This window comes from Actinoplanes sp. TBRC 11911 (assembly GCF_012933445.1).
Lineage (GTDB): Bacteria > Actinomycetota > Actinomycetes > Mycobacteriales > Micromonosporaceae > Actinoplanes.
Window position 1 is genome coordinate 626901 of sequence record NZ_JABBNC010000001.1, and the last position, 24588, is coordinate 651488.

22 protein-coding genes and 1 pseudogene are annotated in these 24588 nt (G+C 69.6%); 11 read left to right on the top strand and 12 right to left on the bottom strand.

Annotation, left to right across the window (positions count from 1 at the left end):
* Positions 1-2 precede the first annotated feature (2 nt).
* Genes HH310_RS02705 through HH310_RS02720 form a run of 4 tightly spaced genes read left to right on the top strand, consistent with a single transcriptional unit; the run spans position 3 to position 3525 of the window.
* Positions 3-1124 carry an ABC transporter ATP-binding protein gene (locus tag HH310_RS02705; protein WP_169173728.1) on the top strand — a complete coding sequence of 374 codons (1122 nt, stop codon included), beginning with the start codon at positions 3-5 and terminating at the stop codon, positions 1122-1124.
* Positions 1121-1774, top strand: a complete 654-nt coding sequence (locus HH310_RS02710) for an ABC transporter permease (RefSeq protein WP_169173729.1) — start codon at positions 1121-1123, stop codon at positions 1772-1774. The genes HH310_RS02705 and HH310_RS02710 overlap by 4 nt, the downstream gene beginning before the upstream one ends.
* Complete coding sequence (locus HH310_RS02715; protein ID WP_169173730.1) at positions 1771-2574, top strand: ABC transporter permease; 804 nt, start codon at positions 1771-1773, stop codon at positions 2572-2574. Before HH310_RS02710 ends, HH310_RS02715 begins: the two co-directional genes overlap by 4 nt.
* The gene (locus HH310_RS02720) at positions 2575-3525 is read left to right on the top strand and encodes an ABC transporter substrate-binding protein (protein ID WP_169173731.1); all 951 of its coding nucleotides are present in this window, start codon (positions 2575-2577) and stop codon (positions 3523-3525) included.
* 29 nt (positions 3526-3554) lie between these two features.
* Here HH310_RS02720 and HH310_RS02725 read toward each other — a convergent pair whose 3' ends face one another.
* The 10 genes and pseudogenes from HH310_RS02725 to HH310_RS02770 form a co-directional block, all read right to left on the bottom strand.
* Positions 3555-5234 (bottom strand): MOSC and FAD-binding oxidoreductase domain-containing protein, encoded by a 1680-nt coding sequence (locus HH310_RS02725; RefSeq protein ID WP_169173732.1) that lies wholly within the window; start codon positions 5232-5234, stop codon positions 3555-3557.
* Positions 5227-5655, bottom strand: coding sequence for a VOC family protein (locus HH310_RS02730; protein WP_169173733.1), 429 nt, complete (start codon positions 5653-5655; stop codon positions 5227-5229). The genes HH310_RS02725 and HH310_RS02730 overlap by 8 nt, the downstream gene beginning before the upstream one ends.
* A gap of 2 nt (positions 5656-5657) precedes the next feature.
* Positions 5658-6518 (bottom strand): DUF427 domain-containing protein, encoded by an 861-nt coding sequence (locus tag HH310_RS02735; RefSeq protein WP_169173734.1) that lies wholly within the window; start codon positions 6516-6518, stop codon positions 5658-5660.
* Between the two features lie 12 nt (positions 6519-6530).
* Positions 6531-8423: a Na+/H+ antiporter NhaA gene (locus HH310_RS02740; RefSeq protein WP_248293562.1), complete on the bottom strand. Its 1893-nt coding sequence runs from the start codon at positions 8421-8423 to the stop codon at positions 6531-6533.
* A complete protein-coding gene (locus HH310_RS02745) occupies positions 8423-9298 on the bottom strand; it encodes an alpha/beta fold hydrolase (RefSeq protein ID WP_169173735.1) in 876 nt (291 codons plus the stop codon). The genes HH310_RS02740 and HH310_RS02745 overlap by 1 nt, the downstream gene beginning before the upstream one ends.
* A gap of 150 nt (positions 9299-9448) precedes the next feature.
* Positions 9449-9571, bottom strand: a pseudogene (locus tag HH310_RS02750) (MqnA/MqnD/SBP family protein); the annotation flags it as partial.
* 43 nt (positions 9572-9614) lie between these two features.
* Positions 9615-10013 carry a glycine cleavage system protein GcvH gene (gcvH, locus tag HH310_RS02755; RefSeq protein ID WP_169173736.1) on the bottom strand — a complete coding sequence of 133 codons (399 nt, stop codon included), beginning with the start codon at positions 10011-10013 and terminating at the stop codon, positions 9615-9617.
* Between the two features lie 337 nt (positions 10014-10350).
* Positions 10351-10731 carry a nuclear transport factor 2 family protein gene (locus tag HH310_RS02760; RefSeq protein WP_169173737.1) on the bottom strand — a complete coding sequence of 127 codons (381 nt, stop codon included), beginning with the start codon at positions 10729-10731 and terminating at the stop codon, positions 10351-10353.
* Positions 10732-10766: 35 nt separating this feature from the next.
* On the bottom strand, positions 10767-11672 hold the full coding sequence (locus HH310_RS02765; protein WP_169173738.1) for an esterase-like activity of phytase family protein: 906 nt from the start codon (positions 11670-11672) through the stop codon (positions 10767-10769).
* A gap of 195 nt (positions 11673-11867) precedes the next feature.
* A complete protein-coding gene (locus HH310_RS02770) occupies positions 11868-12509 on the bottom strand; it encodes a sigma factor-like helix-turn-helix DNA-binding protein (protein WP_169173739.1) in 642 nt (213 codons plus the stop codon).
* Between the two features lie 260 nt (positions 12510-12769).
* On the opposite strand from HH310_RS02770, the gene HH310_RS02775 reads away from it, so the two are divergent.
* The 4 genes from HH310_RS02775 (at position 12770) to HH310_RS02790 (ending at position 17122) form a co-directional block, all read left to right on the top strand.
* Positions 12770-13369, top strand: coding sequence for a sulfite oxidase-like oxidoreductase (locus HH310_RS02775; protein ID WP_169173740.1), 600 nt, complete (start codon positions 12770-12772; stop codon positions 13367-13369).
* A 62-nt stretch (positions 13370-13431) separates the two neighbouring features.
* Positions 13432-14061, top strand: coding sequence for a TetR/AcrR family transcriptional regulator (locus tag HH310_RS02780; protein WP_169173741.1), 630 nt, complete (start codon positions 13432-13434; stop codon positions 14059-14061).
* A 134-nt stretch (positions 14062-14195) separates the two neighbouring features.
* The gene (locus HH310_RS02785) at positions 14196-14651 is read left to right on the top strand and encodes a GNAT family N-acetyltransferase (RefSeq protein WP_169173742.1); all 456 of its coding nucleotides are present in this window, start codon (positions 14196-14198) and stop codon (positions 14649-14651) included.
* A gap of 68 nt (positions 14652-14719) precedes the next feature.
* The gene (locus HH310_RS02790; RefSeq protein WP_169173743.1) at positions 14720-17122 is read left to right on the top strand and encodes a bifunctional diguanylate cyclase/phosphodiesterase; all 2403 of its coding nucleotides are present in this window, start codon (positions 14720-14722) and stop codon (positions 17120-17122) included.
* Here the strand turns inward: HH310_RS02790 and HH310_RS02795 are convergent.
* On the bottom strand, positions 17108-19339 hold the full coding sequence (locus HH310_RS02795) for an FtsX-like permease family protein (protein ID WP_169173744.1): 2232 nt from the start codon (positions 19337-19339) through the stop codon (positions 17108-17110). The genes HH310_RS02790 and HH310_RS02795 overlap by 15 nt on opposite strands.
* Positions 19336-19992, bottom strand: a complete 657-nt coding sequence (locus HH310_RS02800) for an ABC transporter ATP-binding protein (RefSeq protein ID WP_169173745.1) — start codon at positions 19990-19992, stop codon at positions 19336-19338. The genes HH310_RS02795 and HH310_RS02800 overlap by 4 nt, the downstream gene beginning before the upstream one ends.
* 133 nt (positions 19993-20125) lie before the next feature.
* Here HH310_RS02800 and HH310_RS02805 point away from each other — a divergent pair, with 133 nt between their 5' ends.
* The 3 genes from HH310_RS02805 (at position 20126) to HH310_RS02815 (ending at position 24520) form a co-directional block, all read left to right on the top strand.
* Positions 20126-21445, top strand: coding sequence for a histidine kinase (locus HH310_RS02805; RefSeq protein ID WP_312033780.1), 1320 nt, complete (start codon positions 20126-20128; stop codon positions 21443-21445).
* Positions 21438-22088 (top strand): response regulator transcription factor, encoded by a 651-nt coding sequence (locus HH310_RS02810; protein ID WP_169173747.1) that lies wholly within the window; start codon positions 21438-21440, stop codon positions 22086-22088. Before HH310_RS02805 ends, HH310_RS02810 begins: the two co-directional genes overlap by 8 nt.
* A 116-nt stretch (positions 22089-22204) precedes the next feature.
* The gene (locus tag HH310_RS02815; RefSeq protein ID WP_169173748.1) at positions 22205-24520 is read left to right on the top strand and encodes a transketolase-like TK C-terminal-containing protein; all 2316 of its coding nucleotides are present in this window, start codon (positions 22205-22207) and stop codon (positions 24518-24520) included.
* Positions 24521-24588 lie beyond the last annotated feature (68 nt).

Here is a 24588-nt window from a genome sequence, read left to right on the forward strand (position 1 = left end):
CAATGATCCGCTTCAACTCCGTGACGAAGCGCTACGCCGACGGCGGCGTCGCGGTCGACTCGCTCGATCTCGTCATCGACTCGGGCGAGATCACGGTCCTGGTCGGGCCGTCCGGATGCGGGAAGACGACCACCCTGCGAATGATCAATCGAATGGTCGAACCGACGTCGGGACACATCCTGCTCGACGGCCGCGATGTCACCCAGATCAAACCGACCGAACTGCGTCGCGGCATCGGCTATGTCATCCAGCAGGCCGGGCTCTTCCCCAACTACACCGTGCTGGACAACATCGCCACCGTCCCGCGACTGCTCGGTAAGACCCGGCGCGCCGCTCGCCGCCAGGCGCTGGAACTGCTCGGCAAGGTCGGTCTCGACCCCGCGCTCGCCGGCCGATATCCCGCCCAGCTCTCCGGCGGACAACAGCAACGCGTCGGCGTCGCGCGCGCCATCGCCGCCGATCCGCCCGTGCTGCTGATGGACGAGCCGTTCAGCGCCGTCGACCCGGTGGTCCGTCAGCAGTTGCAGCGCGACCTCCTGCAGTTGCAGGCGGACCTGCACAAGACGATCGTCTTCGTCACCCACGACATCGACGAGGCCATCACCCTGGGGGACCGCATCGCGGTGATGCGCAACGGCGGCCGCCTGGCCCAGCTCGCCGCCCCCGCCGAACTGCTCTCCCGACCGGCCGACACCTTTGTCGCCGGCTTCGTGGGCCGCGACCGCGGCTACCGCGCTCTCGGTTTCGCCTCGGCCGGCCACCTGCCCCTGCACGACGAGGCCGTCCTGCGGATCGGTGAGCCGCGCGGCGCCGCCCGCGACCGCGGACAGGACGGATGGGTGCTGGTCGTCCAGGACGCGCTACCGCTCGGCTGGCTACGCACCACCGCGCTGGACGACGCCGCGGACGACCCGGTCACCCCCGAGATGCTCAACCTCGGCGGGACACTGGCCGACGAGAGCGGCACCCTGCGCGAAGCGCTCGACGCCGCCCTCTCCGCACCGTCCGGCCGCGGCGTCGTCGTGCACGAGGACGGGACGTTCGCCGGGACGGTCACCGCCTCCGAGGTATTGGCGCGAATCGAATCCCGGGCCGCCCATCTGCGCGAGCAGGCGACCCGATGACGGCACTGTGGGACTATCTGCGGGACAACCACGCCGAGATCCAGTCGTGGGCCGTGACCACCCTGTGGCTGTCGTTGCTGCCGCTGCTCGCCGGTCTGGCGCTGGCGTTACCGGCCGGCTGGCTGGCCGCCCGGCACGCGTGGACCCGGGACACGTTGCTGGCCCTCAGCGGGGCGCTCTACACGATCCCCTCGCTGGTCCTGTTCCTGGTCCTGCCGGAACTGCTCGGCACCCGGATCCTGTCGGCGGTCAACGTCGGTGTCGCCCTGACGATCTACGTTTTCGCCTTGCTGGTCCGTACGATCACCGACGCCCTGACCGCCGTGCCCTCGGAACTGCTGGCCGCGGCGACCGCCATCGGCCACAGCAACCTGCAGCGGCTGTGGGCGGTGCAACTGCCCGTCGCCACCCCGGTCATCGCGGCCGGCCTGCGAGTGGCCGCCGTCTCCAACGTCAGTCTCATCTCGGTCGCCTCGATCATCGGCGTCTCCCAGCTCGGGCAACTCTTCACGCTCGGCGAAAGCACCGAGACGCTCACGCCGATCGTGCTCGGGCTCATCTTCTTCGTCGTCCTGGCGTTCCTCTACGACGGCGCCATCCTGGCCCTCACCAGAGTCCTCACCCCCTGGCGGAAGGCGGCCCGGCCATGAGTAGCGACCTGCCCGGCTTCGCCTCCCTGGGCCGCTGGCTCAACGATCCGGACAACTGGCTCGGCTCCGGCGGCCTGCTCGCCCACCTGCGCGAACACCTCGCCTTCACGGTGGTCATCGTGCTGGTGGCCGCGCTGATCGCGATCCCGGCCGGCATCTGGATGGGCCACACCGGCAAAGGCATCCTGCTCGCCGGCGGGTTCGCCAACGCACTGCGCGCGGTCCCCGCTCTCGGCCTGCTGATCCTGCTGATCGTCGAGCTTTCACCCCACATCCATTCCCGTACGGGGGTCGGAAATCTGCTCGCCCCGGGAGCCCTTCCGTACTTCATCCCCGCGGCACTGGTGCTGGTAATCCTCGCCGTGCCACCGATGCTGACCAACACGTACGCGGGCATCCAAGCGGTCGACCCGCGGGCGGCCGACGCGGCACGCGGCGCCGGGATGAGCCCGCTGCAGGTCGCGCTGCGCGTGGAGATCCCCTGCGCGATGCCGCTGATCCTCGCCGGCCTGCGCAGCGCCACCCTGCAGGTCATCGCCAGCCTGACCGTCGCCGCCTACGCCCCGCTGGTCGGCGGGCTGGGCCGGCTCATCGTCGACGGCCAGCAGAATCTCATCGACCCGAGCCTCGGCTATCCGGCCATGCTCGGCGCCGGCATCACCGTCGCGGTCCTCGCGCTGGTGGCCGACGGCGCCTTCGCGCTGGCCGGGCGCTACGTCATCTCGCCCGGTGTCAGCGGACGCCGGATCCGCGGCCGCGGCACCGCCGCACCCCAGCAATCGACACTTACGGAGTCATAGATGAAGCGCCCGGTCCTGGCCACCGCTACGGCCCTCGTCCTCGCCACCACCACGCTGAGCGCCTGCGGCAGCCCCGGCAGTTCCGCCGCCCCACCGGCCCAGGCCGGCACCGGTTCCGCGGTGGCCGCCGGCCCGTTGCCGAGCCAGCCCGGCTCGATCACGCTGGGCTCGGCCGACTTCCCCGAAAGCGAAATCCTCGCCTACCTCTACGCGGACGCCTTCAAGGCCAAGGGCGTACAGGTGAAGGTGCACGCCAACATCGGCGAGCGGCCGGTCTACACCGCCGCCCTCAGTGACGGCTCCATCGGCGGCGTCGTCGACTACAGCGGCGCCATGCTCGACTACCTCAACCACGGCAACCCGGCGCACACCCCGCAGGACGTGTACACGCAGCTCCAGAAAGCCGCGAGCGCACACGGATTCGCCGTCTCCGCGTACGCCCCGGCACAGGATGTCGACACCATCACCGTCACCCGCGCGACGGCGACCAAATACCACCTGACCACGATCGCCGACCTGCAACCGGTGGCGAGCAAGCTGGCCCTCGGCGCACCCGCGCCGTTCCAGACCGTGTCGTACGGAACGAAAGCCCTCGCCGCCTCCTACGGCGTCAAGTTCGGACGCTTCGTCGCCCTGCAGCCCAGCGGCAGCATCACCCAGACGGCCCTGAAGAACGGCACCGTCGACGCCGCCGACATCTTCTCCACCGACCCGTCGATCAGCCGCGACAACTTCGTCACCCTCACCGACCCGAAATCCATCTTCGCCGCCGAGAACGTCGTACCCGTCTTCAAAAACAACGCCCTGACGCAGCCGATGGCCGACGCCGCGAACGCCGTGTCGGCGCAACTCACCACCGACCAACTGCAAAGCCTCGACACCGCGGTGGCCGGCGGCAAGGACCCCGCCACGGTCGCCGCCGCATGGGTCGCCGCGCACGGTCTCGGCTGAGACTCCATCGGGGAGCCCACGACCAACCGTCATAGGTCGAGCACGACGTCCTCGGTCGGCCGGGCGCAGCACACCAGGATCTGCCCGGCCGCCGGGGCCTCCAACGGGTCGGGGTCGTACGAGACCGAGCCGCTGACCAACGGGGTGACGCAGGTGTGGCAGACGCCGGTCCGGCAGGCGAATCGGGTGGGCACGTCACACGCCTCGGCCAAGTTGAGCAGCGACGTCTGCGAGTCGGGCCACCGCACCGAAAGACCCGCCCGCGCGAACGTCACCTCCGGGCCGGTGCCCACCGGACCGGGCGGTTGGTGCGGGGCGACCGCCCGCGCACCGACCAGCCCGGGGTTGATGGCCGAGCGACCACCGAAAAGCTCCGTGTGCACGCGTCCCGGGTCAAGACCGGCGCCGACGAGAGCCTTCGTCATATCGTCCATGAAGGACGGTGGCCCACAGATGTACGCGCTCGCGCCGGCCGGCAGCCCCAGGGCGGCCACGGCTTCGGCGGTGAGGCGACCGCCGTCGCTGCTCAGGAAGACCCGCTCGTGCGCGTCGGCAAACGACGCGAGAAGCTGATGCGACTCCCCCGCGAACGCCTGCTGCTTCTCATCGTGGGCGGTGTGCAGCCACCAGACCTCGCGGCCGGTGTGCTCGGCCGCCAACTGGTGGAGCATCGCCAGCACGGGTGTCACACCGACCCCGGCCGACATGAGAACGACCGGTTCGCTCCCGTCCTGCAGGACGAACTCGCCCCGGGGCGCCGCCACCTCGATCGTGTCGCCCTCGATCAGCTTGGTGTGCAGGTATGTGCTGACCCGGCCGTCCAGCTTGACGCTGATGCGGTAGGTCTTCTCCCCCGGTCCTGAGGACAGCGAGTAGCTGCGTACGGGAGCCGGGTCGCCGGGCACGCGAACCGTTATGTAGTAACCCGGCTGAGGCGTCGGCAGCGGCCGATCGTCCGAGGCGGCGAGGCGTATCGACACGATCGTCGAACTCTCCCGGACAATTTCCGTGACACGCAACGGCCGGAACCCGGTCCACCCCGGCTCGACACCCACGGCCGGCGCGGCACCGCCGCCGATGAGCTCGCGGAACGACTGCCGCCAGCCCGGACTCAACGCCGGGATGTCCACCGCGGCCCGCAGCCGATCCGGATCCCGATCCGGCAGATACAGCAGCGCGTCGATCTCGGCAACGGTCATCTGATGCGGGCCGCGCCGGGTCCGCACGATCTCGTCGCCGGCCTCCACCGGTCCCTCGGTGATGACCCGGAAATAGAACCCCGGCCTGCGCTGTGCGACAAGCAACGACGGCAACGTGGGCGCGTTCATCCGCATGCCGAGTCGATAGCAGGTCACCCGGGGCTGCGTGACCTCGAACTCGGCACCACCGATGCGGTAGCGGTCCCCGATGCAGACCTCGTCGTCGGCGAGCCCCTCGACCGTGAAGTTCTCACCGAACTCACCGAACTCGTACGAGTCCCGCCCGAGATGCCGGCGCCAATGCTCGAGCGAATCGACCTGATAGACCATGACGGCGCGGATCTCGCCGCCGTGACCGGCGAGATCGCCCTGGCCGTCGCCGTCGATATTGAGGGTACGGGCCATCCGCGGCCCGTTCACCGGCGTCTTCACGATGCCGGTGTGCACGGTCTTGCCGCGCCATGCCAGGTCTTGAGGCATGCCGACGTTGACCGACAACAACTTAGGCACGAGCCGGGAAGCCCCTTTCCTGCAACGTCCACCGGTTGCCGTCCGGGTCCTCGAAATCGGCGAAGCTGGCGTAGTCGCGGCGATCCGGGTCCAGACCGGGTGCGTAATCGCCCTGCCAATCGGCCGAGGCCTTGTGCCGGATCGGTCCGACCGCCACCCCTCGCGCGACGAGCTCGCGCCGCGCTTCCTCGACGTCGGCGACGACAAGGCAGAGGCCCGCGATGCCGGGCGGCGCCGCGTCCAGGCCGACACCGAACTGCAGCGAGCACGACGACCCGGGCGGCGTCAGCTGAACGACGCGGTACTTGCTGTTCGGGCCGTAGTCGACATCGAGCCGGAACCCGGCCTGGTCACGATAGAAGCCGATCGAACGGTCGACGTCGCTCACCGAGATGACCACGACTTCCAGGGAGAGGTCCATGGTCACCTTCCCAGGATTTCGCCGATGTCCAAGCCCCGGTCGAGGCCGTGCGCGATCACACTCTGGCCGGGCTCGAGCCTCAGCTGCTCGTCGTCGACAAACACATCGATCTTGTCGGGTTCGAACGACAACGCGCCGGCAATCCTGGCGACCTCGGGCCAGGCCTCGGGATACCCCCACACCGCCCCGGCACGGTCGCCGATGTCGTAGTACTCCGCGATCCCCTTGTACGGGCAGAACGTCTGGGTCGCGATCTTCGTCAGCATGGTGAGGTCGACGTCGTCGCGCGGCACGTACCAGCGCGGGGCGAAACCCGACTCGTAAAGAACCATCGCCGCTGTCGAGTCGGCGATCACGCGATCACCGTCGAGCACCCGCACATGCCGCGAGCTACGGCGAATGTCGATGCGGTGGTACGGGTCGGCGGCGTGTCCGACGATGCGCTCGTCCTCTTCGTAGAAGGCATCCATGGCGCGCCACGCGAACGCCACCCGGTCACGCATTTCGTCGGCGTGTTTCGGCGGGTCGGCGTGCTGCCAGGCGGCGCGCTCGGCCTTCACGTCACCGGTTTCTACGGTGAACCATTCGGTGCGCCCCAGTTCCCGATGTTGCGTGGTGCGGGCCGTCGCCACCAGCACGCCGTCGCGGATCGAGTCGCGAGGGAAATAGGCGACCGGGTAATGGCCCGGTTCGTGCAGCAGCAGGACGTCGTCGCTTTCCGCGATCCAGGTCCCGTTGAAACGCACGCGCATCCGGCGCCGCAGACGTTCCGCGAACAGCATCCGCTCGGGCAGCGGTTCGGCGACCAGAAAGCGCCCGACCGGGTGAGCCGAAAGCGGCCCCTGTTGCCATGCGAGTCCCATTTTCACTTCTCCTTAAGAGCTTTTCGTGTACGCCTGGGCACGTGCTTCGCCGATGACGCGGTTGAGGGTGGCCAGGTCTTGCGGACCGTCGTGACGCTGACCGTTGATGAAGAACGTCGGCGTGCCGGCGACGCCGCTACGGTCCGCGGAGGAGATGTCGCGGGTGATCCGGTTCGCGTACCGATGGCTGTCCAGTTCCGTCCGGAACCGGTCCAGGTCGAGCCCGAGCCGGCCGGCGTACACGATGACGTCGTCGGGCCCCAGCCGGTTCTGGTGCGACAGCAGCAGCTCGTGCATGGCCCAGAACGCGCCCTGCCCGTTCGCCGCTTCGGCGGCCTCCGCGGCCAGCTGGGCGCGCGGGTGCACGTCGCGCAGCGGGAGGTGCCGCCACACATACCGCACATCCGCGTTGCCTTCGAGAAGCTCGTCGGTCGTCGGGCCGACCATCGCCGTCCACGGGCATTCGAAATCGCCGTACTCGACCACGGTGACCGTGGCGTGCGCGGCACCGCGCACGTGGTCGTAGCCGTCGTCCACCGGCTCGGCCAGGTCGATCAGCCGGCCCGCGCTGCCGTACAACGCCCGCGCCCGGAGCCGGGCCGGCAGTGCCCCGATCACCCGGTACACGATCAGGCTCAGCAGCGCCGCTGCCACGGCGGCCGCGAGGGTTCCGATCTTCGCCTCGTCCAGCGCGTCGCCGGTGAACGCGAGATCGGCGATCAGCAGCGATACGGTGAAGCCGATGCCGGCGATGGTGCCACTGCCGAGCACCGCCCCCCAGCCGACCGGGGGCCGCACCGATCCGCGGCTCAGCCGATCGATCAGCCAGGCCATCGCCACCACGGCAACCGGCTTGCCGGCCACGTACGCCAGGAAGATGCCGATGGTGATCGAGGAGTGCGCGGCCCGGGCCAGTAACGAGCCGTCGACGACGATGCCAGCGTTCGCGAGGGCGAACAGTGGGACGATCACGAAGCTGGTCGCGTGCTGCAGCCGCTGCCGCAGCCGGGCGTTGGCCGACAGCGTTCCGGTGAGGCTGCGCGACGCGGCCCGGGCCAGCTCCGGCGACGGCTGTTCCCGGAACAACCGGACCAGCCGCGTCGCCTCCTCCAGCTCCTGCCGGTTCGGCGCGTACGCCGAGGTAGCGAGGCCGGCCGCCAGCCCCGCGACGACCGGGTCGATACCGGAGGACAGCAGCCCCGCCCAGGTGATCACGGTCAGCACCGCGAAGGCCCAGGCACGGTACTGCTGCGGTATCTTGCGGCTGGCCACCAGTGCGCTGTACGCGATGATCGCCACGACCAGCCCGGCCGGGGTGACCTGCGTGCTGTAGGCGACAGCGATGACGATCAGCGCGACCAGGTCGTCGACGACGAAGACGGTGAGCACGAAGGTGCGGATTCGCGCCGGCGCCCGCCGCGCGACAAGGCTGAACGCGCCGAGCGCGAGGGCCGTGTCGGTCGACATGGCGGCGCCCCAGCCATGCGCACCCGGCCCGCCATGGTTCACCAGCAGGTAGATCGCGACGGGAAGCACCATGCCGGCCGCCCCCGCCAGCACCGGCAACACGATCTGCCGACGATCCCGCAGATCGCCCAGGTCGAATTCGCGGCGTGCCTCGAGACCCACGACCAGGAAGAAGAAGGTCATGAGACCGCTGTTGACCCACGTACGCAGGTCCAGGGCGGCCGACCAGGGGCCGACCCGCACGGTGCCCACCCACGCCCAGACCGCCTCATAGCGCAACGCCGGGATGTTCGCCCAGATCATGGCCAGCACCACGGCCGTGACCAGGACCGCCGCGCTCGTCGAGCCGCCGCGCAGCAACGCCCGCGGCGGAACGGCGCGGGGTCCCATGGACATGCCCATCGGCATGTCCATGGACGTCATGGTCTCCGATTGCATCAGCTCGAAACCCTGAGCCGGCGGCCCAGGAAGTCCCGGATGATCGCGGCGGCCTCGTCACCGGCGCTCTCCAGCAGGAAATGGCCACCTTCGAGCAGATGGATCTCCGCGTCGGCCGCGTCGGCGGCGAACGCCTCCGCACCGGCCGGGCCGAAGATCTCGTCGCCACGGCCCCACACGGCCAGCACCGGCACGCTGCTGGACCGCAGGTATTCGTGCAGGCGCGGGTACAGCGGCGGGTTGGTCGCGTAGTCACGGAACAACGCGAGCTGGATCTCGTCGTTGCCGGGCCGGCTGAGCAGGTCGAAGTCGTGGTGCCAGGCGTCCGGGCTGACCAGCGTCTCGTCCGGCACCCCGGTCACGTATTGCCAGCGGGTCATGTCCAGCGTCAGCGCCTGCCGGATCGCGGCCTCGGTCTCCGGGGTCTGCTCCTTCTGATACGCCCGTACGCCGCTCCAGAAGCTCTCGACGAACCCGGCGTCGTACCCGTTGCCGTTCTGGGTGATGAGCGCCGTGACCGCGGTCGGCTGACGCAACGCCAGCCGGAAGCCGATCGCGGCACCGTAATCCTGGACATACAGCGCGTAACTGGCGACGCCGAGCTGTTCGAGCAGGCCGGCGGTGAGGTCGGTCAACGCCTCGAAGGTGTAGTCGAACTCTTTCACCGACGGGGCGTCCGACAGACCGAACCCGAGGTAGTCGGGCGCAATCAGGTGATATCGGTCAGCAAGCGCGGGGATGAGATTGCGGAACATGAAGGACGACGTCGGGAATCCGTGCAGCAGCACGATCACCGGCGCGTCCTGGGGGCCGGCCTCGCGGTAGAACAGCCGCTGACCGTCAACGGTGAGGTATCGATGATGAACCTTCGACATCGCGGCTCCTTCAATCTGTGCCATGAATCCGGCCGTAAGCGTCGCCCCAGGCTGGTTTGTTCGCTTCCGAAGGACTACTGGTCAACCCCGGGCACGACCCCGGGTCTATGAGTCCCGCCTAGAGATGGACGAATGCCGGGCCGTCGGCCGGAGGTCCTTGGACCGCTGGAAGGCCTCGTGAACGTCCTTGACCTGACCCGAAAAGGCTTCGGCGAAGTCCCGCCGCACCGCCCAGACCGCGAACACCATGGGCAGCCCGGTCCACTGCTTCCATGGTCACCATCCGGTGACCCGGTGGCCTCTCTCACGTCAGGGCTCAACTGCCGGAGCTCAGCTTGAAGTACTCCGCGGCGCTCAGCAGACCCGGCGTGGCCTCGTCACCCTCTCCGCCGGTCACCGAGACCTCGAAGAGCCACCCTTCCCCGTACGGATCGGTGTTGATCAGCTCCGGCTGGTCGACCAGCGCGTCGTTCACGGACGTGACGATCCCACTGACCGGGGCGACGAGGTCACTGACGCTCTTGGTCGACTCGACCTCGCCGCACGGCTGGCCGGCCGCGATGTCGACGGACACCGCCGGCGGGTCCACGGCGACGATGTCGCCCAGCGATTCCTGGGCGAAATCGGTCAGCCCGACGACAGCCTTCCGACCCGCCGCCGCCCGGACCCACAGGTGGTCACTGCTGTACCGGATACCCTCTGGCGTTTCTGTCACGGTCCATCTCCTTATCGCGTCCGTACGCCTTTGCGAGCCACCATGTGGCCAAGGATCCCGGCGAGTTCACCGCCTCGAATCCGTGTCTTCACTGGTGGGCCCTCGGGGTCGCCGGTGATCGATGGGGAAATCCGTACATGTGATAGCGCCCCACCTCGTGGAAACCCAGCGCACGGTAGACGGCGGTTCCCTCAGCGCTGCTTCAAGGCCTTCGCCCGGCTCGGGATCACGTCACGCGCCAAGCTCAGAGGCGTGATGAGCGGGCGTCCAATTGGCCGATAAGTCGCGTGTCCCTGGCCGGGATCGATGCCGACCAGGGACACTGCCGATCAAGAGGTCAGGCGCCGGGGGCGATCGCGCAGGCCGCGACGCAGAGCCAGGTGCCTTCGCGCTTCTGGTACACGTCCGTGTACAGCGCCTCGCGCTCCTCGCCGCTGTCGACCATGAAGTAGGTGACCCGGCCGTGGATCAGCGCGACGTCGCTGAGGATGCGGATATTGGCGTCGTGCAGGGTGATGTTCCGGATGGGGCGCGGCTTGGCGATGTATTCGAGGTACTCGTCGCGGTTGCGCGTGATACCGGGGGTCTGGGTGAGGAAGTCGTCGGACAGGAATTCGCTGAAGCGCTTGGCGTCGCTGTTCTCGTCCGAGCGGATGTAGTCGAGATTGAGCTGTTCGAGGATTGCCAGATCCTCGTCGTGCTGCGTGTTGTCGTTCACTTCTTGCTCCTTTTTCCTTACGGGAGACGGTTTCGTTACGGGAGACGGGCGGACAGGGTCAGCACCCGCGTGATCTGCGTGGCACCGAAGTTGTCGTCGCTGATCACGTGCACGGTGTCCGCGGTGCCGCCCGGCACGATCGCCATGCCCTCGTAGTTGTCCATCAACGGATTGGTCTGGAACTCCTTGGCCGTCGCGCCCAGCGTCGGGCACTTCACCAGGTCGGCGACCAGCGTCTTGCGCACCGACGGGCGCTTTCCCGCGTCGGCCACCTTCGTGATGTCCGGCGACGCGGAGAACTTCGGCACGGCGTACAGGGAAATGGTGTTGCCGGTCTCGGCGGTGAATGCCGCCTCCATGACCAGAACCGAATCCCTTCCGTACGCCTGGACCTCCGCGACGCGGTTGCCCGGCGCCGTGCGGTAGGCCGTTTCCTTGGCGAGTGACCAGCGTCCGTGCCGGTCCTTGTCGTAGGTGAGGAAACGGTGCAGCGTCGCGTCGGTGTCGCCGGAGAGCGGGCCCTCCATCGACGCGATGATCCGGTTGCCGCCGTCGGTGACGGTCAGGCCCTCGAAGGTGGCGTTCGCGGTGGACTGGCCGGCCGGCGCGACCACGAACCGGGCGGGCACCGGAAGCGAGGCGCGCTGCACGCCGTCGCGACCGAAGACCCGGATCGACGGCTCGGTCTCGGAGCCGACCAGGTACTCGCCGTCGGGCAGCACGGCGAGGCTTTCGTTGTCCGCGGTCAGCCCGTCGTAGGGGGTGCCGTCCGGCTTTTTGAGCACCAGTGGGGCACCGACGACGTGGGCGTGCGCCGGATCGCTCCAGAACCAGATGCGCGACGGGTCGGTCGTGTGGTTGTCCACGGTGGACGCCCACGCGTGCCGGCGTGGATCCCACGCCATGTCGGACAGGCCGCCGACGGTCGTTCCGCCGATCACCGCCTTGTCCAGGCCGTCGCTGAACGAAACCGCGGTGGCGCGCGGCGAACAGGCCGCATTGTTCGCGGCCAGAGCGGGTGCCGCCGGAATCGCCAGAGCGGGGCGAGCAAGGCTGGAACAACCAGCAGCTTGCTGATTCGCGCGTGCATTGGGGTGACTGTCTCCTTGAGTTCGTGAATGGTGTCATCGGGGGACTCATCCGGTTTCCGGCTGCCATGCCTCCTGAATGTCGGTGGGGACCACCGCGTCGACGAAGGCGGTCATGTCGGACCGCCCGTCTTCCGCGGAGCGGGTGGCATAGAGGAACGCGGCCAGCAGACGCCGCTGCTCGTCGCTCGAGGGCGACCGGCTGGGCTTACCCCGCAGCCGCAGGCGGGCCCGCCGGATCATCTGCCGGGCGTTGGCCTCGGTGCAGCCGACGAGATCGCCGATGTCCGGGTAGGGAAAGGCGAACGATTCGCGGAGCACGTACGCGGCCTGCTCGCGCGGCGTGAGCCGGTGGACCATGAGGTACGTCGCCTCGCGCACCCGCTCCATGCTTTCCACGGTCAGCGCCGGGTCGGCGTCGACATCCGGCTGGTCCATCGGTAGCTCGTACGGGCTTCGATGCCGTACGTGGGCGGACCGCACCGTGGTGAGCGCCAGCCGGATGGTGATCTGGCAGAGGAAGGCCGTCGCGTCCCGGACGACGTCGCGATCGGTGCGGTTCCAGCGCAGCCAGGCGTCCTGGACGACGTCCTCGGGGTCGGCCGCGTCCCGCACGATCTTGTTCGCGATTCCGAGCAGCAGGGTGCGTACGGAGAGGAACGTGTCGGTGTGGGTGTCGGTTGTCAGCATCTCTCCTGCTCCCGGATCTGGGGGCGCGCCGCACACCTCGGGGAGTCCGCGAGGGTTGGGTCGGCCGCGTGTGAAGCCGCCGAGCCCTCGGCTGGCGGTCCTGGCCAGCTGGCTGCCAGAAGCAGTGACCACGCCCGAGTCTCCGGTCGTCAAACTGGTCTGTCAAGTCCAGTTACGGTGGCGAAGAACCCATTGTGGGGCAGGTGACATGACCTATTTTAATTGGACCTAAGAGTCCGCGAAGAGGTTAGTATCCGAGCATGGGCATTATTTCCCGAGGCTTCGGGGGCCGGCGCCGCGAGTCCGTGCCAGGCCTACCACCGGGCCAATACCTGACCTACGACTTCCCGGTGCTCTCCGCCGGGCCCACACCGCGGATCCCGCTGGAGCGCTGGCGGTTCACCCTGACCACCGAAACCGGTGCGCAGAAGAGCTGGAACTGGCAAGAATTCACCTCGTTGAAGACCGAGGACATCAGCACCGACATCCACTGCGTCACCAAGTGGTCAAAACTCGGCACGTCCTGGCGCGGCGTCTCCCTCGACACCCTCTTCGAAGACGTCGAGACCGCCGCCGACTACACCATGGTGCACAGCTTCGGCGGCTACACCACCAACGTCCCCCTCGAGGACCTGCTCGACGGCAAAGCGTGGATCGCGTTCAAGTTCGACGGCGAGGACCTGGATCCCGAGCACGGCGGCCCGGCGCGCATGCTTATCCCCCACCTGTACTTCTGGAAGTCCGCGAAATGGGTCAACGGCCTGCAGATGATGCACGACGATGAGCCCGGCTTCTGGGAGGCGGCCGGCTACCACATGTACGGAGACCCATGGCGCGAACAGCGGTATCAAGGCGACTGAACCGCGCGGGACACCGGCCTCGCCAGGGCGGGAACCAGCGGCCCGGCAAGTAGCATGGGCCCATGGTGACGACCGCTGAAGCGCGCGATGGCAGGCGCCTGACGGCGCGCGGCGCGAAGACGAAGGCCCGGATCATCGCCGCGGCGGCCGACCTGATGTATGTCAAGGGCGTCGCGGCCACCACGCTGGACGACGTGCTGGCCGCCAGCGGGGTGAGCAAGTCGCAGCTCTATCAGCACTTCGCCGGCAAGGACCCGCTCGTCCGGGCCGTGATCGAGTTCATGGGTGAGCGGGTCATGGAACGGGAGCGCAACGCGCTCGGCCGTGTCTCGACGATGCGCGGCCTGCGCCGGTGGCGGGACGCGTTGGTGCAGGCCAACGCCCTGCGCCACGGCGCCTACGGCTGTGCGCTCGGGTCACTCGCCTCGGAGGTCGCCGACCACGACGATGTCGCCCGTCTCGCCCTGTCCCGGCTTTTCGCCGAATGGCAGGGACTGCTGGCGGACGTGTTGCGGCGGCTTCAGGACGCCGGTTCGCTTCCGGGCGAGGTGTCGATCGATGACCTGGCGACCGGGCTCATGGGCGCGCTGCAGGGCGGATACTTGCTGGCCCAGACCGCGCGCGACGTGACGCCGATGGCCACGTCGATCGACATGGCGCTGGCGCATGTCGAGAGCCTCTCCGCTCGTTGAACTTCAGGGTAAGGGGACCATGGCGTCCAGTCTGTGATGTGCATCGCCCCCATCGCTCGCGTGGACTTTATAGTCCATATCGCGGTAAGAATGCGATAGCGCAGGCGGAAAATCTGGAGCGAGGGACCACACGCATGACCGACGTAACCGGGCGGGGCGGCCACACCATCGAGTCGCCCGGCGATGCCGAATACCCCGACTGGGCCGGCACCGTCACTCAGGACCGGGCCGTCCTCATCGACGAGGTGCTCGACGACCGCCGAGCCCCGGCGTTCGAGTTCGACCTCGTCAACGACGAGAAAGCCGGCATCTACGTGGCCATCGTCGAGGACGCCGAGGTGGGCGGGCTGACCTACAACGTCGCCGGCCAGGATCGGCTCGAGTTGCTCGCCACCTCGGTGTTCCCCGAGTTCCGCAGGCGGGGCATCGCCACCGAGCTGATCCGGCGTGTCCTGGACGATGTGCGCGCGCGGGGAAAGACGGTCACCAACATGTGCCCGATCGTGCGCGCCTTCATCGGGCGCAACCCCGGATACGCCGACCTCCTCGACCCCACGAACCCGGGAGCGACCAAGGGGTCACACCGGTAAACCTTCATTTCCGCTATCCGTGGCCGATAGACGTAGGGGAGCAACAGCGGCGACTTGGGGCGCGGGGTATGAACGTACGGCAGAAACTGCTCGGCGGTCTTCTCGGGTTTCTGGCTTTGCTGGTCTTGACCGGCGGGGTCGTGCTACACGCGGCCGGTCAGTCGGCGCGGCTCGCGGCTGTCACGGAAGCCGAGCAGGTCGCCCGCGGCATCGTCAAAGACATAGTGGCCGGCCCGCAGCTGAGCGGCGGCGGGTCGTTGCTGGATGATCCGCCGGCGCTCACCGCGTACCTGAACCGCCTTCACGATGTGCAAGAGCGGGACATCGTGGTGGTCGACCGCCGCAAGATCATCCAGGCGGACGCGGTCCCGGCCAACGTCGGGCAGCCGTTCGACCACGACTTGGACAATCAGGTCGGAAAGACGATCCTGGACGGAAAAGTCCGCACGTTCGTCGAGACCAGCGCCGACTACCCGGACGGCATCAAGCAGGTCGTCGTGCCACTATCTGGCGAGACCGGGACCACCGCCGGGGCGGTCATCCTGGAGTACACGCCGATCTATGACCAGATGATGGCGCGAACCAGCGGCGCCCGCACCACGATGATCGTCGCCGGCGTGGTGTGCATCGTCCTGGTGCTGCTGCTCGGCCTGACCGCCGCGGAGTCGGTGACCCGCCGGATCCGGTCGCTGACCCGGGCGGTCGAGAACATCGGGGACGGCGACTACGCGCAGCGGGTCAACTCCGGCGGCCGCGACGAGATCAGCCAGCTGGGCGCGGCCTTCAACGACATGGCGGAACGCCTGGAACGCTCGGCCCACGAGATCCTCGCCAAGGAGTACACGGACAGCATCCTGGACAGCGCCGGCGAGGGCATCTGCGGAGTGGACGCGCAGGACCGGATCACGTTCGCGAACACGGCCGCCGGACGTATCACCGGGCTCGGGGTCGAGGGGCTGCTGGAACGGGACGCGTCGGCGGTGCTGCCGGACGACGACCGGCGGGCGGGTGACTCGGCCGAGCGCGAAGGCCTGCTGCAACGGCCGGACGGCACGTCGGTGCGGGTCGCCTGCACGGTGAGCCCGATCGCGAAGAACGGAACACCCGCCGGCGCGGTGATCATGCTGCGCGACGTCACCCGGCAGCGGGCGCTCGAGCATGATCTGCGGCATCAGGCGACCCACGACGCGCTGACCGGCCTGCCCAATCGCGTCCTGCTGCACGAGCACATCGGCGGTGTGGCCGCCGCCGGGCAGACCGGGGCCGCCCTGCTGCTCATCGACCTGGACCGGTTCAAGGAGGTCAACGACACCCTGGGCCATCACTACGGCGACCAACTGCTCATCGAAGTCGCCCGGCGCGTTCAGAGCCTGCTACGCGTCGGCGAGCTCGTCGCCCGTCTCGGCGGTGACGAGTTCGCCGTCCTGCTGCCCGGCCTCACCGATGAGAACGACGTCGCCTCCGTCGCGGCCCGAATCCACGACGCGCTCGACGAACCGTTCCCGCTCGGCGGCATCAACCTGACCGTGGGCGGCAGCATCGGGGCGGCGCTGTGCCCCCAGCACGGAACCACCGCCGACGAGCTGCTGCAGCGCGCCGACATCGCGATGTACGCCGCGAAGTCGAGCCACCGTGGATACATGCTCTTCAACGCCAGCCAGGACAGCAGCGACCCGCGCAAACTCACGCTCGCCAGCGACCTGCGCCACGGCATCGAGCACGGCCAGCTCCTGCTGCACTACCAGCCGAAGGTCGACGCCCAGACCGGCGCGCTGCTCGGCGCCGAAGCACTGGTCCGCTGGCAACATCCCGAGCACGGCATGATCCGGCCGGACGAATTCATCCCGCTCGCCGAACACACCGGCCTGATCACCCCGCTGACCACCTTTGTGCTCGACACCGCGCTCCAGCAGTGCCACTCCTGGCTGGAGGGCGGCCACCGCATCCCGGTCGCCGTCAACATCTCCACCCACCGGCTGCTCGACCTCAATTTCCCGACCGAGGTCAGCAACCAGCTGGCCCGCTGGCAGGTGCCGGCCGCGCTGCTCACCCTGGAGATCACCGAGAGCGCCATCATGGCGGATCCCGAGCGGGCGTTGCTGGTCGTCCAGCAACTCCACGATCTCGAGATCCACCTTTCGATCGACGACTTCGGCACCGGGTACTCCTCGATGGCATACCTCAAGAACCTGCCGGTGCACGAGCTGAAGATCGACCGCTCGTTCGTCAGCAACATGACCACCAACGAACGCGACGCGGTCATCGTGCGCTCCACCGTCGAACTCGGCCGCAACCTGGGACTGAAGGTCATCGCCGAAGGCGTCGAGGACAGCGAGACCTGGACCGAGCTCGACGCTGTCGGGTGCCACGCCATCCAGGGGTACTACGTCTCCCGGCCGGTGACACCCGACGCTTTCCAGGAATGGCTCGACCGGCAGGCCACCCCCGCGGCGCCGTTACTCGGTGCGTAGCGCGACCGCTGTCCGGGTCCGCGCCGCCCACCCCGCCGGGAGCAGGGCACCGCCGGCGGCGATGACCACGCCGGCCAGGGCGAGGGCGGCGAGCAGGCCCGTGGCGTACACGTCAATCGTGGTTTGCGGCAGGCGGATGCCGGCGCCGTGGGCCATGGCGGGCACGGCCCAGTGGTGCAGCAGGTATCCGGCCGGGACTCCGGCGATGCCGCCGATCAGGCCGGGGACGGCGACCGAGGCGACGACCATCGCGGCGGTCTGCTTCGGTGTCATCCCCAGGGACTTGTGTACGCCGATGTCGTGCACCCGATCGCGGGAGTCGAGCACGACCGCGTTCAGCACGCCGAGGCCCGCGACGGACACCAGCAGCACGGTGAGCAGCGCGGTGATCGAGTCGAGGAGAACCAGGGTCCCGTCCGGGCCTTCGGCGCGGGTGGCCTCGGCATGCAGGTTCTGGTTCTGCAGCGTCGCGAGGTAGGCGCCGCGGTCGGTGCCGGGCTGGAGCTTGACGTACCACTCCAGGAACGTTCGCTGACCGGGGACGCTGGCGACGTCGGTGTAGAGGTGGTTGTTGGCGCTGCCGTCGAACACCTCGCCGACGAGCGTGAGCGGTCCGTGGCCGGCGCCGGTGACCACGTCGCCGACGTGTTTGCCGGTGGCGGTGAGGAAGCCGGTCGAGACGACCGCCTCGCCGGGTCGGGTGTACCAGCGGCCGTCGAGCATCTCGTATCCGGCCCAGTGGGCGTCGCCGGTGGTGACGGTGCCGCGGGCGGCGTCGCGCAGCCCGTCGACGGCGATGTCGGCGGGTCCGCGCCCGTAGTATGCGGCGGTCCCCGGCGTGGCCGCGATGACGGCGCTCGGGTCGGTGGCGTCCAGGGCCGGCGCGACGACCACATCGGCGGAGGTGGCGGGTTTCTGGTCGGCGGCCTGGACGTGGCGCAGCGACGTGGACAGACCGATGGCGAACGTCGCCGCCGCGGTGCCGAACGCGACGGTGAGCAGCATGGCCAGCAGCCGCGCGGGTTTGGTGAACGGCTGGGCGAGCCCGAGGCTGAGCGGCCGGGGCAGCCGGGTGCGGGCGGCGAGACGGGCCGCGACGCGACCGCGGCCGTCGTGCGGGGTGCGGCCCACGGCGAGCGCGTCGACCGTGCGCAGCCGGGCCGCCCGCCACGCGGCCGGTGCCGCGGTCGCGGCGATGACCAGCACCGCGACGGCGATCGCGGCGGCGTCGACCCACGGCGTGACCGACATCGGGACGGTGCCGAACAGGTCGGCGACGTCGGACATCAACGGGATGGCGAGCACGTCGCCGGCGGCGATGCCGAGGACCGTGCCGATCAGGCCGGGAATCAGGGCCTGGGCCAGGCATGCGCGCACAACCTGCGACGGGGTGAGCCCGAGCGCCTTCATGACGCCGATGCGGCGGGTGGCCGAGGCGACCGTGCCGGCAGTGACGTTGCCGATGACCAGGGCGGCCAGGGCGAGGCCGATCAGCCCGAACGCGCTCAGCAGCGGCACGTAGAGCTGGGTGCGGTGCGCGGCGTCGTTGCGCACGTCCAGCCACGATTGCGTCTGTACGCCCGTACCGAGCGCGGTCTTGTGTGCGCTCATCGCGGCCTCGGTTCCGGCGTCGGCGTACCGGTAAAGCATCTGCCAGCCGGTCTGCCCGAGCGCGGCGGCCTGCTCGGGGGTCACCCAGCCTTGCGCGGTCTGGCTGATCGAGCGAGCCTGGCCGACGACCGTGAGCGTCGACCCGTCCGGCAGGTGGAGGGTGGTCCCGGTGGGGATCATCAGGTCGGTGCGGGCCAGCACGATCTCGCCGGTGGTCCGGGCCCAGCGTCCGGCCAGCAGGGTGACCTTGTCGATCGGGTCGCTGCCCGGGTCGGCGCGCCCGGCGACCGTCAGCGGCGGGAGGGGCGGGGTGCCCGGGCCCGGTCGGGAGCTGACCGATGCCACCGGGAACGGGCCGATGGCCTGGCCGGCCTGCGACGCGGTGGCCGCGGCCTGCTCCTTGGTCGTGGTCGCGGCGTCGAACAGCGCGGTCAGGTGCGCGCCGTGCTGCTGGGCGAACGCGTTGGCGAACGGCGCCGACGACGCGGCCAGCAGCAGCCCGGCGAGGACGGTCGCGGTCACCGCCATCGTGGTCGCCGCGATGATCACGATGGTGGAGACGCGGCGGCGCTGTGCCCCGCGGACCACGGTCCGGATGGCGCTCACGCCGCCACCTGCCCGTCGACGAGGCGTACGGTCCGGGTGGCGACCGCGGCCGCGAGGGTCTCGTCGTGGGTGACCAGGACGATGGTCTGGCCGTCGGCGTGCAGGTCGACCAGCAGCTTGCGCACCTCGGTGCCGGACGCGGTGTCGAGCGCACCGGTCGGCTCGTCGGCGAGCAGCAGCGGTGGCCGGTTCATCAAGGCCCGGGCGACCGCGACCCGCTGGCGTTCCCCGCCGGACAGGCGCCCGGGGTAGGCGTGGGCGTGCCGGTCGATGCCCAGCGTCTCCAGCAGCTCACCGGCGCGCCGGCGGGACTTGGCCGCGGGCCGGCCGGCGATCTGGGCGGGCAGCAGCACGTTGTCGGTGACGGTCAGGTCGTCGAGCAGGTTGAAGAACTGGAAGACGAGGCCGATGGTGGCCCGGCGGTAGCGCGCGGCGGCGGCCTCGCTCAGCCGGTCCACGCGGGTGCCGCCGACCGTGACGGTGCCCTCGGTGGGGCGGTCGAGGCCGGCGATCAGGTTGAGCAGGGTCGACTTGCCACTGCCGGACGGGCCGAGCAGCGCCAGGCATTCGCCCTCGCTCACGTGCAGGCTGAGGTGGTCGAGGGCGGCCTGGGCGTCCCCGTAGCGGCGGCTCACATCTACGACGTCAATCATGGTTGCGGACGCTATGGACACCCGGGCGCGGTGGTCGTCGGCCGTAAGAGCGGTCCTCGGCGGCCGGTGTCATCCTTGCGGCGTAGTCGAGCGATGGATGCGCGCCGCCCGCTGGTCCGGACACAATGGGCCGGTGACTGTCTCTGGGTGGAGCCGCTTCCCGCTGGTCGCGCGGGCGCTTCGCCGATCCGGCCCGCAGCCGCGGCTGACCCGCCGCAACTGGGCTTTCGACGGTTTGCTCGTCGCGGTGTTCATCGTGGCGGCGCTCAGTGGCACCGACATCACCGGCCACCTGTTCGACACCACCAGCGACGCGGTCCAGGTCCTCCCACCGCCGGACCTCCCGGGCCTGCCCCCGGTGCCCATCCCGTACGGCGTGGGTGTTCCGACCGATCCGCAAGGCCCCGGGTGGATCGCCGTCGCCGCGATCCTGCCGCTGCTGGTGCGCCGCCGATACCCCCTGGCCACGCTCATGGTCATTCTCGGGATCACGGTGCTGTCGCTGCGCGGCGAGTCCCCGGGCACCGACATCCTGCGGGTCTCGTTCTACGCCTGCGTGATCGCCGGGTACAGCGCGGCGGCGTACTCCCCGTACCGGATGTGGGCCCTGGCGGCGCTGCCGTTCGCGGCGCTGCTCTACAGCTCGTTCCACGACCTGGCGGTGCCGATCGTGCCGGTCGGCTGGGTGCCGTTCCTGGTGCTGCTGCCCATCGGGCTGGCCATCAACGGCATGCGCACGTGGCGGCAGCGCGCCGACCGGCTGCGCCGCGAACGGGCCGAGGCGCTGCGTGATGCGGCCCGCCAGGAACGCGCGCGTATCGCGCGTGAGCTGCACGATGTGGTCACCCACAACGTGTCCATGATGGTCATTCAGGCGGGTGCGGCGCGGAAGGTTCTGGACAAGGCCCCCGAGGCGGCCCGCGACGCGCTGCTGGCCGTCGAGGAGGGTGGTCGTGCCGCGCTCGGCGAGCTGCGCGGGGTCATGGGCCTGCTGACCACGAAGGACGACGACGCGGAGGCGCTGAGCCCGCAGCCCGGCCTGGCCCAGCTGCCGCCGCTGATCGACCGGGTGCGCGACGCCGGCATCGACGTCACCGTCACCGGCAGTGGTGTGCCGTGCCCGCTGCCCGCCGGCCTGGAGCTCGCCGCCTACCGTGTCGTGCAGGAGGCGCTCACCAACACGGTCAAGCACGCGTCCGGTGCCAGCGCCACGGTCGACGTCTCGTACTCGCCGGACGAGCTGCGCATCACCGTCACCGACACCGGCGGCCAGCCCACCCCGGACGCCGCCGTCTCCACCGGCCGTGGCCTGGCCGGTCTGCGCGAGAGGCTCGCCGTCTATGGCGGCACCCTGCAGGCCACCGCGCGTCTCACCGGCGGCTATCGAGTTCAAGCCCACCTTCCCGTACGCCTCCCGTCCGCTCCCGGCGCAGGGGTGACGGCCGATGGGTGAGCCGTTGCGGGTCGTGATCGCCGACGACCAGGCGCTCGTGCGCGCGGGCTTCCGGATGATCCTCACGGCCGACGGCATCGACGTGGTCGGCGAGGCCGAGAACGGTGCCGAAGCGGTCGAAGCGGTCCGGCGCACCCGTCCCGACGTGGTGCTGATGGACATCCGCATGCCGGCCATGGACGGCATCGAGGCGACGCGCCGGGTCCTGGCCGGGACCGATCCGCCCCGGGTCATCATGCTGACGACATTCGACCTGGACACGTACGTTTATGCGGCCCTCGGGCTGGGCGCGAGCGGCTTCCTGCTCAAGGACGTCACCCCCGAGTATCTGGTCGCCGCGGTGCACATCGTCCGCGACGGGGACGCCCTGCTCGCGCCGAGCATCACCCGGCGCCTCGTCGAACGCTTCACCACGCCGGAGTCGCCCTTGCACCGTGACCTTTCCGCGCTGACACCCCGGGAACGTGAGGTGCTGACGCTGGTCGCGCAGGGCTTGAGCAACGTCGAGGTCGCCGGACGCCTGTTCCTGTCCGAGGCGACCGTGAAGACGCACGTGGCCCGGATCCTCGCCAAACTCGGCCTCCGCGACCGGGTCCAGGCCGTGGTCGTCGCCTACGAGACCCGCCTGATCACGCCGTCCTAGTCTCGTGTTCGGCCCTCCGGGAGTCCGGGCTGTGACGTTCGCCCTGACTCTTGCGTCACTCGGCGGACGACGGTCAGAGTATCCGGGCAAACCAGCACGAGGAAGGCACCCCGGACATGACAGTGACCCACCGGCCGCAGACCAGCACGTCGCCCGGCGAGGCGGCGTTACGCGAGGTGGCCGACCGGGTGCGGTGGCTGTCGACCTCGATCGTCGACGCGGCCAACCACGGGCGGCCGAACACCAGCGGCATCAAGGTGGGTGGCCATCAGGCGTCCAGCGCGTCGATGGTCGACATCATGGTGTCGCTGTGGTTCTCCGAGCTGACCCGCCACGACCGCGTCTCCGTCAAGCCGCACGCCTCGCCGGTGCTGCACGCCATCAACTACCTGCTGGGCGACCTCGACGCGAAATATCTGAGCACGTTGCGGTCGAAGGGCGGACTGCAGTCGTACCCGAGCCGTCTGAAGGACCCGGACACTGTCGACTTCTCCACCGGTTCGGTCGGGATCGGGGCGACGGCGGCGCTGTGGGCCGCCGTGTCGCACCGCTATCTGGCCGGCCACTTCCCGACGTCGCCGCCCGCCGGCCGCTTCATCAGCCTGCTCGGCGACGCGGAACTCGACGAGGGTGCCATCTGGGAGGCGGTCGCCGACCCGGCGGTGGCGCAGCTCGGCGAGATCCTGTGGATCGTCGACCTGAACCGCCAGTCGCTGGACCGTGTCGTGCCGGACATCCAGATCAACCGGCTGGCCGGGATGTTCGACGCCGCCGGGTGGCAGGTGATCACGCTCAAGTGGGGCCGGGCGATCAGTGCGCTTTTCGAGCGGCCGGGCGGCGCTGAGCTGCGGGCCCGGCTCGAGTCGATGCCCAACGAGGAATACCAGCGAATGCTGCGGGTCGACGCCGGCCGGGTCGCGGACTGGATCGTCGGGGACAACGGCTCAGATCAACTGCGTTCCCTCGTACGCGCGATTCCCGCGGCCGATCTCGCCATGGCTGTGCGGGATCTCGGGGGCCATGACGTGGGGCTGCTCGTGGACACCTACACCCGGGTCGAGTCCACCCGGCCGACCGTCGTGTTCGCGTACACGGTCAAGGGTCGTGGTCTGCCCATCGAGGGGCACCCGAACAATCACTCGGCGCTGCTCACCGACGCGCAGATGACGGACCTCGCCGCATCGGTGGGCGCCGATCGCGACGACCCCTGGCGTACGTTCGAGGCGGGTTCGCCGGCCGCGCGGCTGTGCGCCCAGCGAGCCGCCGACCTCAAGCGCGTCCCGGTGCCGACGCGCCCCGCGGACGTCCTGCCCACGTCGTTGACGCGTACGTATCGGTCGGCGATCTCCACGCAGGCCGCCCTCGGAAAATTCCTTGCCGATCTCGTACGCGACGCCCCGGCCGCCGCCTCCCGGGTGGTGACGTGCAGCCCCGACGTCGCGTCGTCCACCAACCTCGGCGGGTGGATCAACAAGACCGGGGTCTGGTCGGTGGCCGACCGCCGCGACTGGTTCGCCGACGATGCCGAACGTGTCCTGAAATGGGCCGAGGCGCCGACCGGCCAGCACATCGAGCTGGGCATCGCCGAGGTCAACCTGGTCGGTCTGCTGGGCGAACTCGGGGCGACCTGGTCGCGGTGGGGTGAGCGGCTCATCCCGATCGCGACGCTCTACGACCCGTTCATCAGCCGGGCACTCGAGCCCTGGTCGTACGGGATCTACGCCGGCGGCCAGTCCATCATCGTCGGCACCCCCTCCGGCGTCACGCTCGCCCCCGAAGGCGGCGCCCACCAGTCGATCACCACACCGTCGATCGGGTTGGAGCAGCCCGGCTGCGTGGCCTGGGAACCGGCCTTCGCGCAGGATCTGGAATGGTGCCTGCTGGAGGCCATGCGCCACGTGGGGGTGCCCGGCGGTACCTCGGCGTACTTCCGGCTGTCGACCCGGCCGATCGATCCCGCCCTGGCCAACATCCCCGGCGACGAGGTCCTGCGCGAGCGCCGGCGGCGGCAGGTGATCGCCGGCGGCTACCGGCTGACCGACCACGCGCCCGGCACCGAACAGGTGACGCTCGTCGGCGTCGGGGCGATCATGCCCGAGGTCATCGCCGCGGCGAACCACCTGAGCGGCCTGGGTGTGACCGCCGGGGTGGTCTGTCTGACCAGCCCCGACCTGGTCTTCTCGTCGGCTCAGGGCACGGGTGGCGACATCGCGCGGGTGCTGTTCCCGGACGCCCACCGGGCTCCGCTGGTGACCGTCCTCGACGGGCACCCGCACACGCTCGCCTTCCTGGCGGGACTGCGCGGCGACCGGACCCGCAACCTCGGCGTCACCGAGTTCGGCCAGTCCTCCGACCTCGACGACGCCCACCGTCTGCACGGCATCGACGCGGTCTCGATCGTCGACGCCGCGCTGACCGTCACCGGACGATGAAGTGGGTGTGTGAGGTGCCGGCCGCGTTACCTTAGGGTCGAGAATGATGTCTCCGACCACACTTACCA

Bases quoted from the DNA above. Each gene is read 5' to 3' on its own strand.
- HH310_RS02705 (WP_169173728.1), top strand. From the start codon at position 3: ATGATCCGCTTCAACTCCGTGACGAAGCGCTACGCCGACGGCGGCGTC.
- HH310_RS02710 (WP_169173729.1), top strand. From the start codon at position 1,121: ATGACGGCACTGTGGGACTATCTGCGGGACAACCACGCCGAGATCCAG.
- HH310_RS02715 (WP_169173730.1), top strand. From the start codon at position 1,771: ATGAGTAGCGACCTGCCCGGCTTCGCCTCCCTGGGCCGCTGGCTCAAC.
- HH310_RS02720 (WP_169173731.1), top strand. From the start codon at position 2,575: ATGAAGCGCCCGGTCCTGGCCACCGCTACGGCCCTCGTCCTCGCCACC.
- HH310_RS02730 (WP_169173733.1), bottom strand. From the start codon at position 5,655: ATGGACCTCTCCCTGGAAGTCGTGGTCATCTCGGTGAGCGACGTCGAC.
- HH310_RS02735 (WP_169173734.1), bottom strand. From the start codon at position 6,518: ATGGGACTCGCATGGCAACAGGGGCCGCTTTCGGCTCACCCGGTCGGG.
- HH310_RS02740 (WP_248293562.1), bottom strand. From the start codon at position 8,423: ATGCAATCGGAGACCATGACGTCCATGGACATGCCGATGGGCATGTCC.
- HH310_RS02745 (WP_169173735.1), bottom strand. From the start codon at position 9,298: ATGTCGAAGGTTCATCATCGATACCTCACCGTTGACGGTCAGCGGCTG.
- HH310_RS02770 (WP_169173739.1), bottom strand. From the start codon at position 12,509: ATGCTGACAACCGACACCCACACCGACACGTTCCTCTCCGTACGCACC.
- HH310_RS02775 (WP_169173740.1), top strand. From the start codon at position 12,770: ATGGGCATTATTTCCCGAGGCTTCGGGGGCCGGCGCCGCGAGTCCGTG.
- HH310_RS02780 (WP_169173741.1), top strand. From the start codon at position 13,432: ATGGTGACGACCGCTGAAGCGCGCGATGGCAGGCGCCTGACGGCGCGC.
- HH310_RS02785 (WP_169173742.1), top strand. From the start codon at position 14,196: ATGACCGACGTAACCGGGCGGGGCGGCCACACCATCGAGTCGCCCGGC.
- HH310_RS02790 (WP_169173743.1), top strand. From the start codon at position 14,720: ATGAACGTACGGCAGAAACTGCTCGGCGGTCTTCTCGGGTTTCTGGCT.
- HH310_RS02800 (WP_169173745.1), bottom strand. From the start codon at position 19,992: ATGATTGACGTCGTAGATGTGAGCCGCCGCTACGGGGACGCCCAGGCC.
- HH310_RS02810 (WP_169173747.1), top strand. From the start codon at position 21,438: ATGGGTGAGCCGTTGCGGGTCGTGATCGCCGACGACCAGGCGCTCGTG.
- HH310_RS02815 (WP_169173748.1), top strand. From the start codon at position 22,205: ATGACAGTGACCCACCGGCCGCAGACCAGCACGTCGCCCGGCGAGGCG.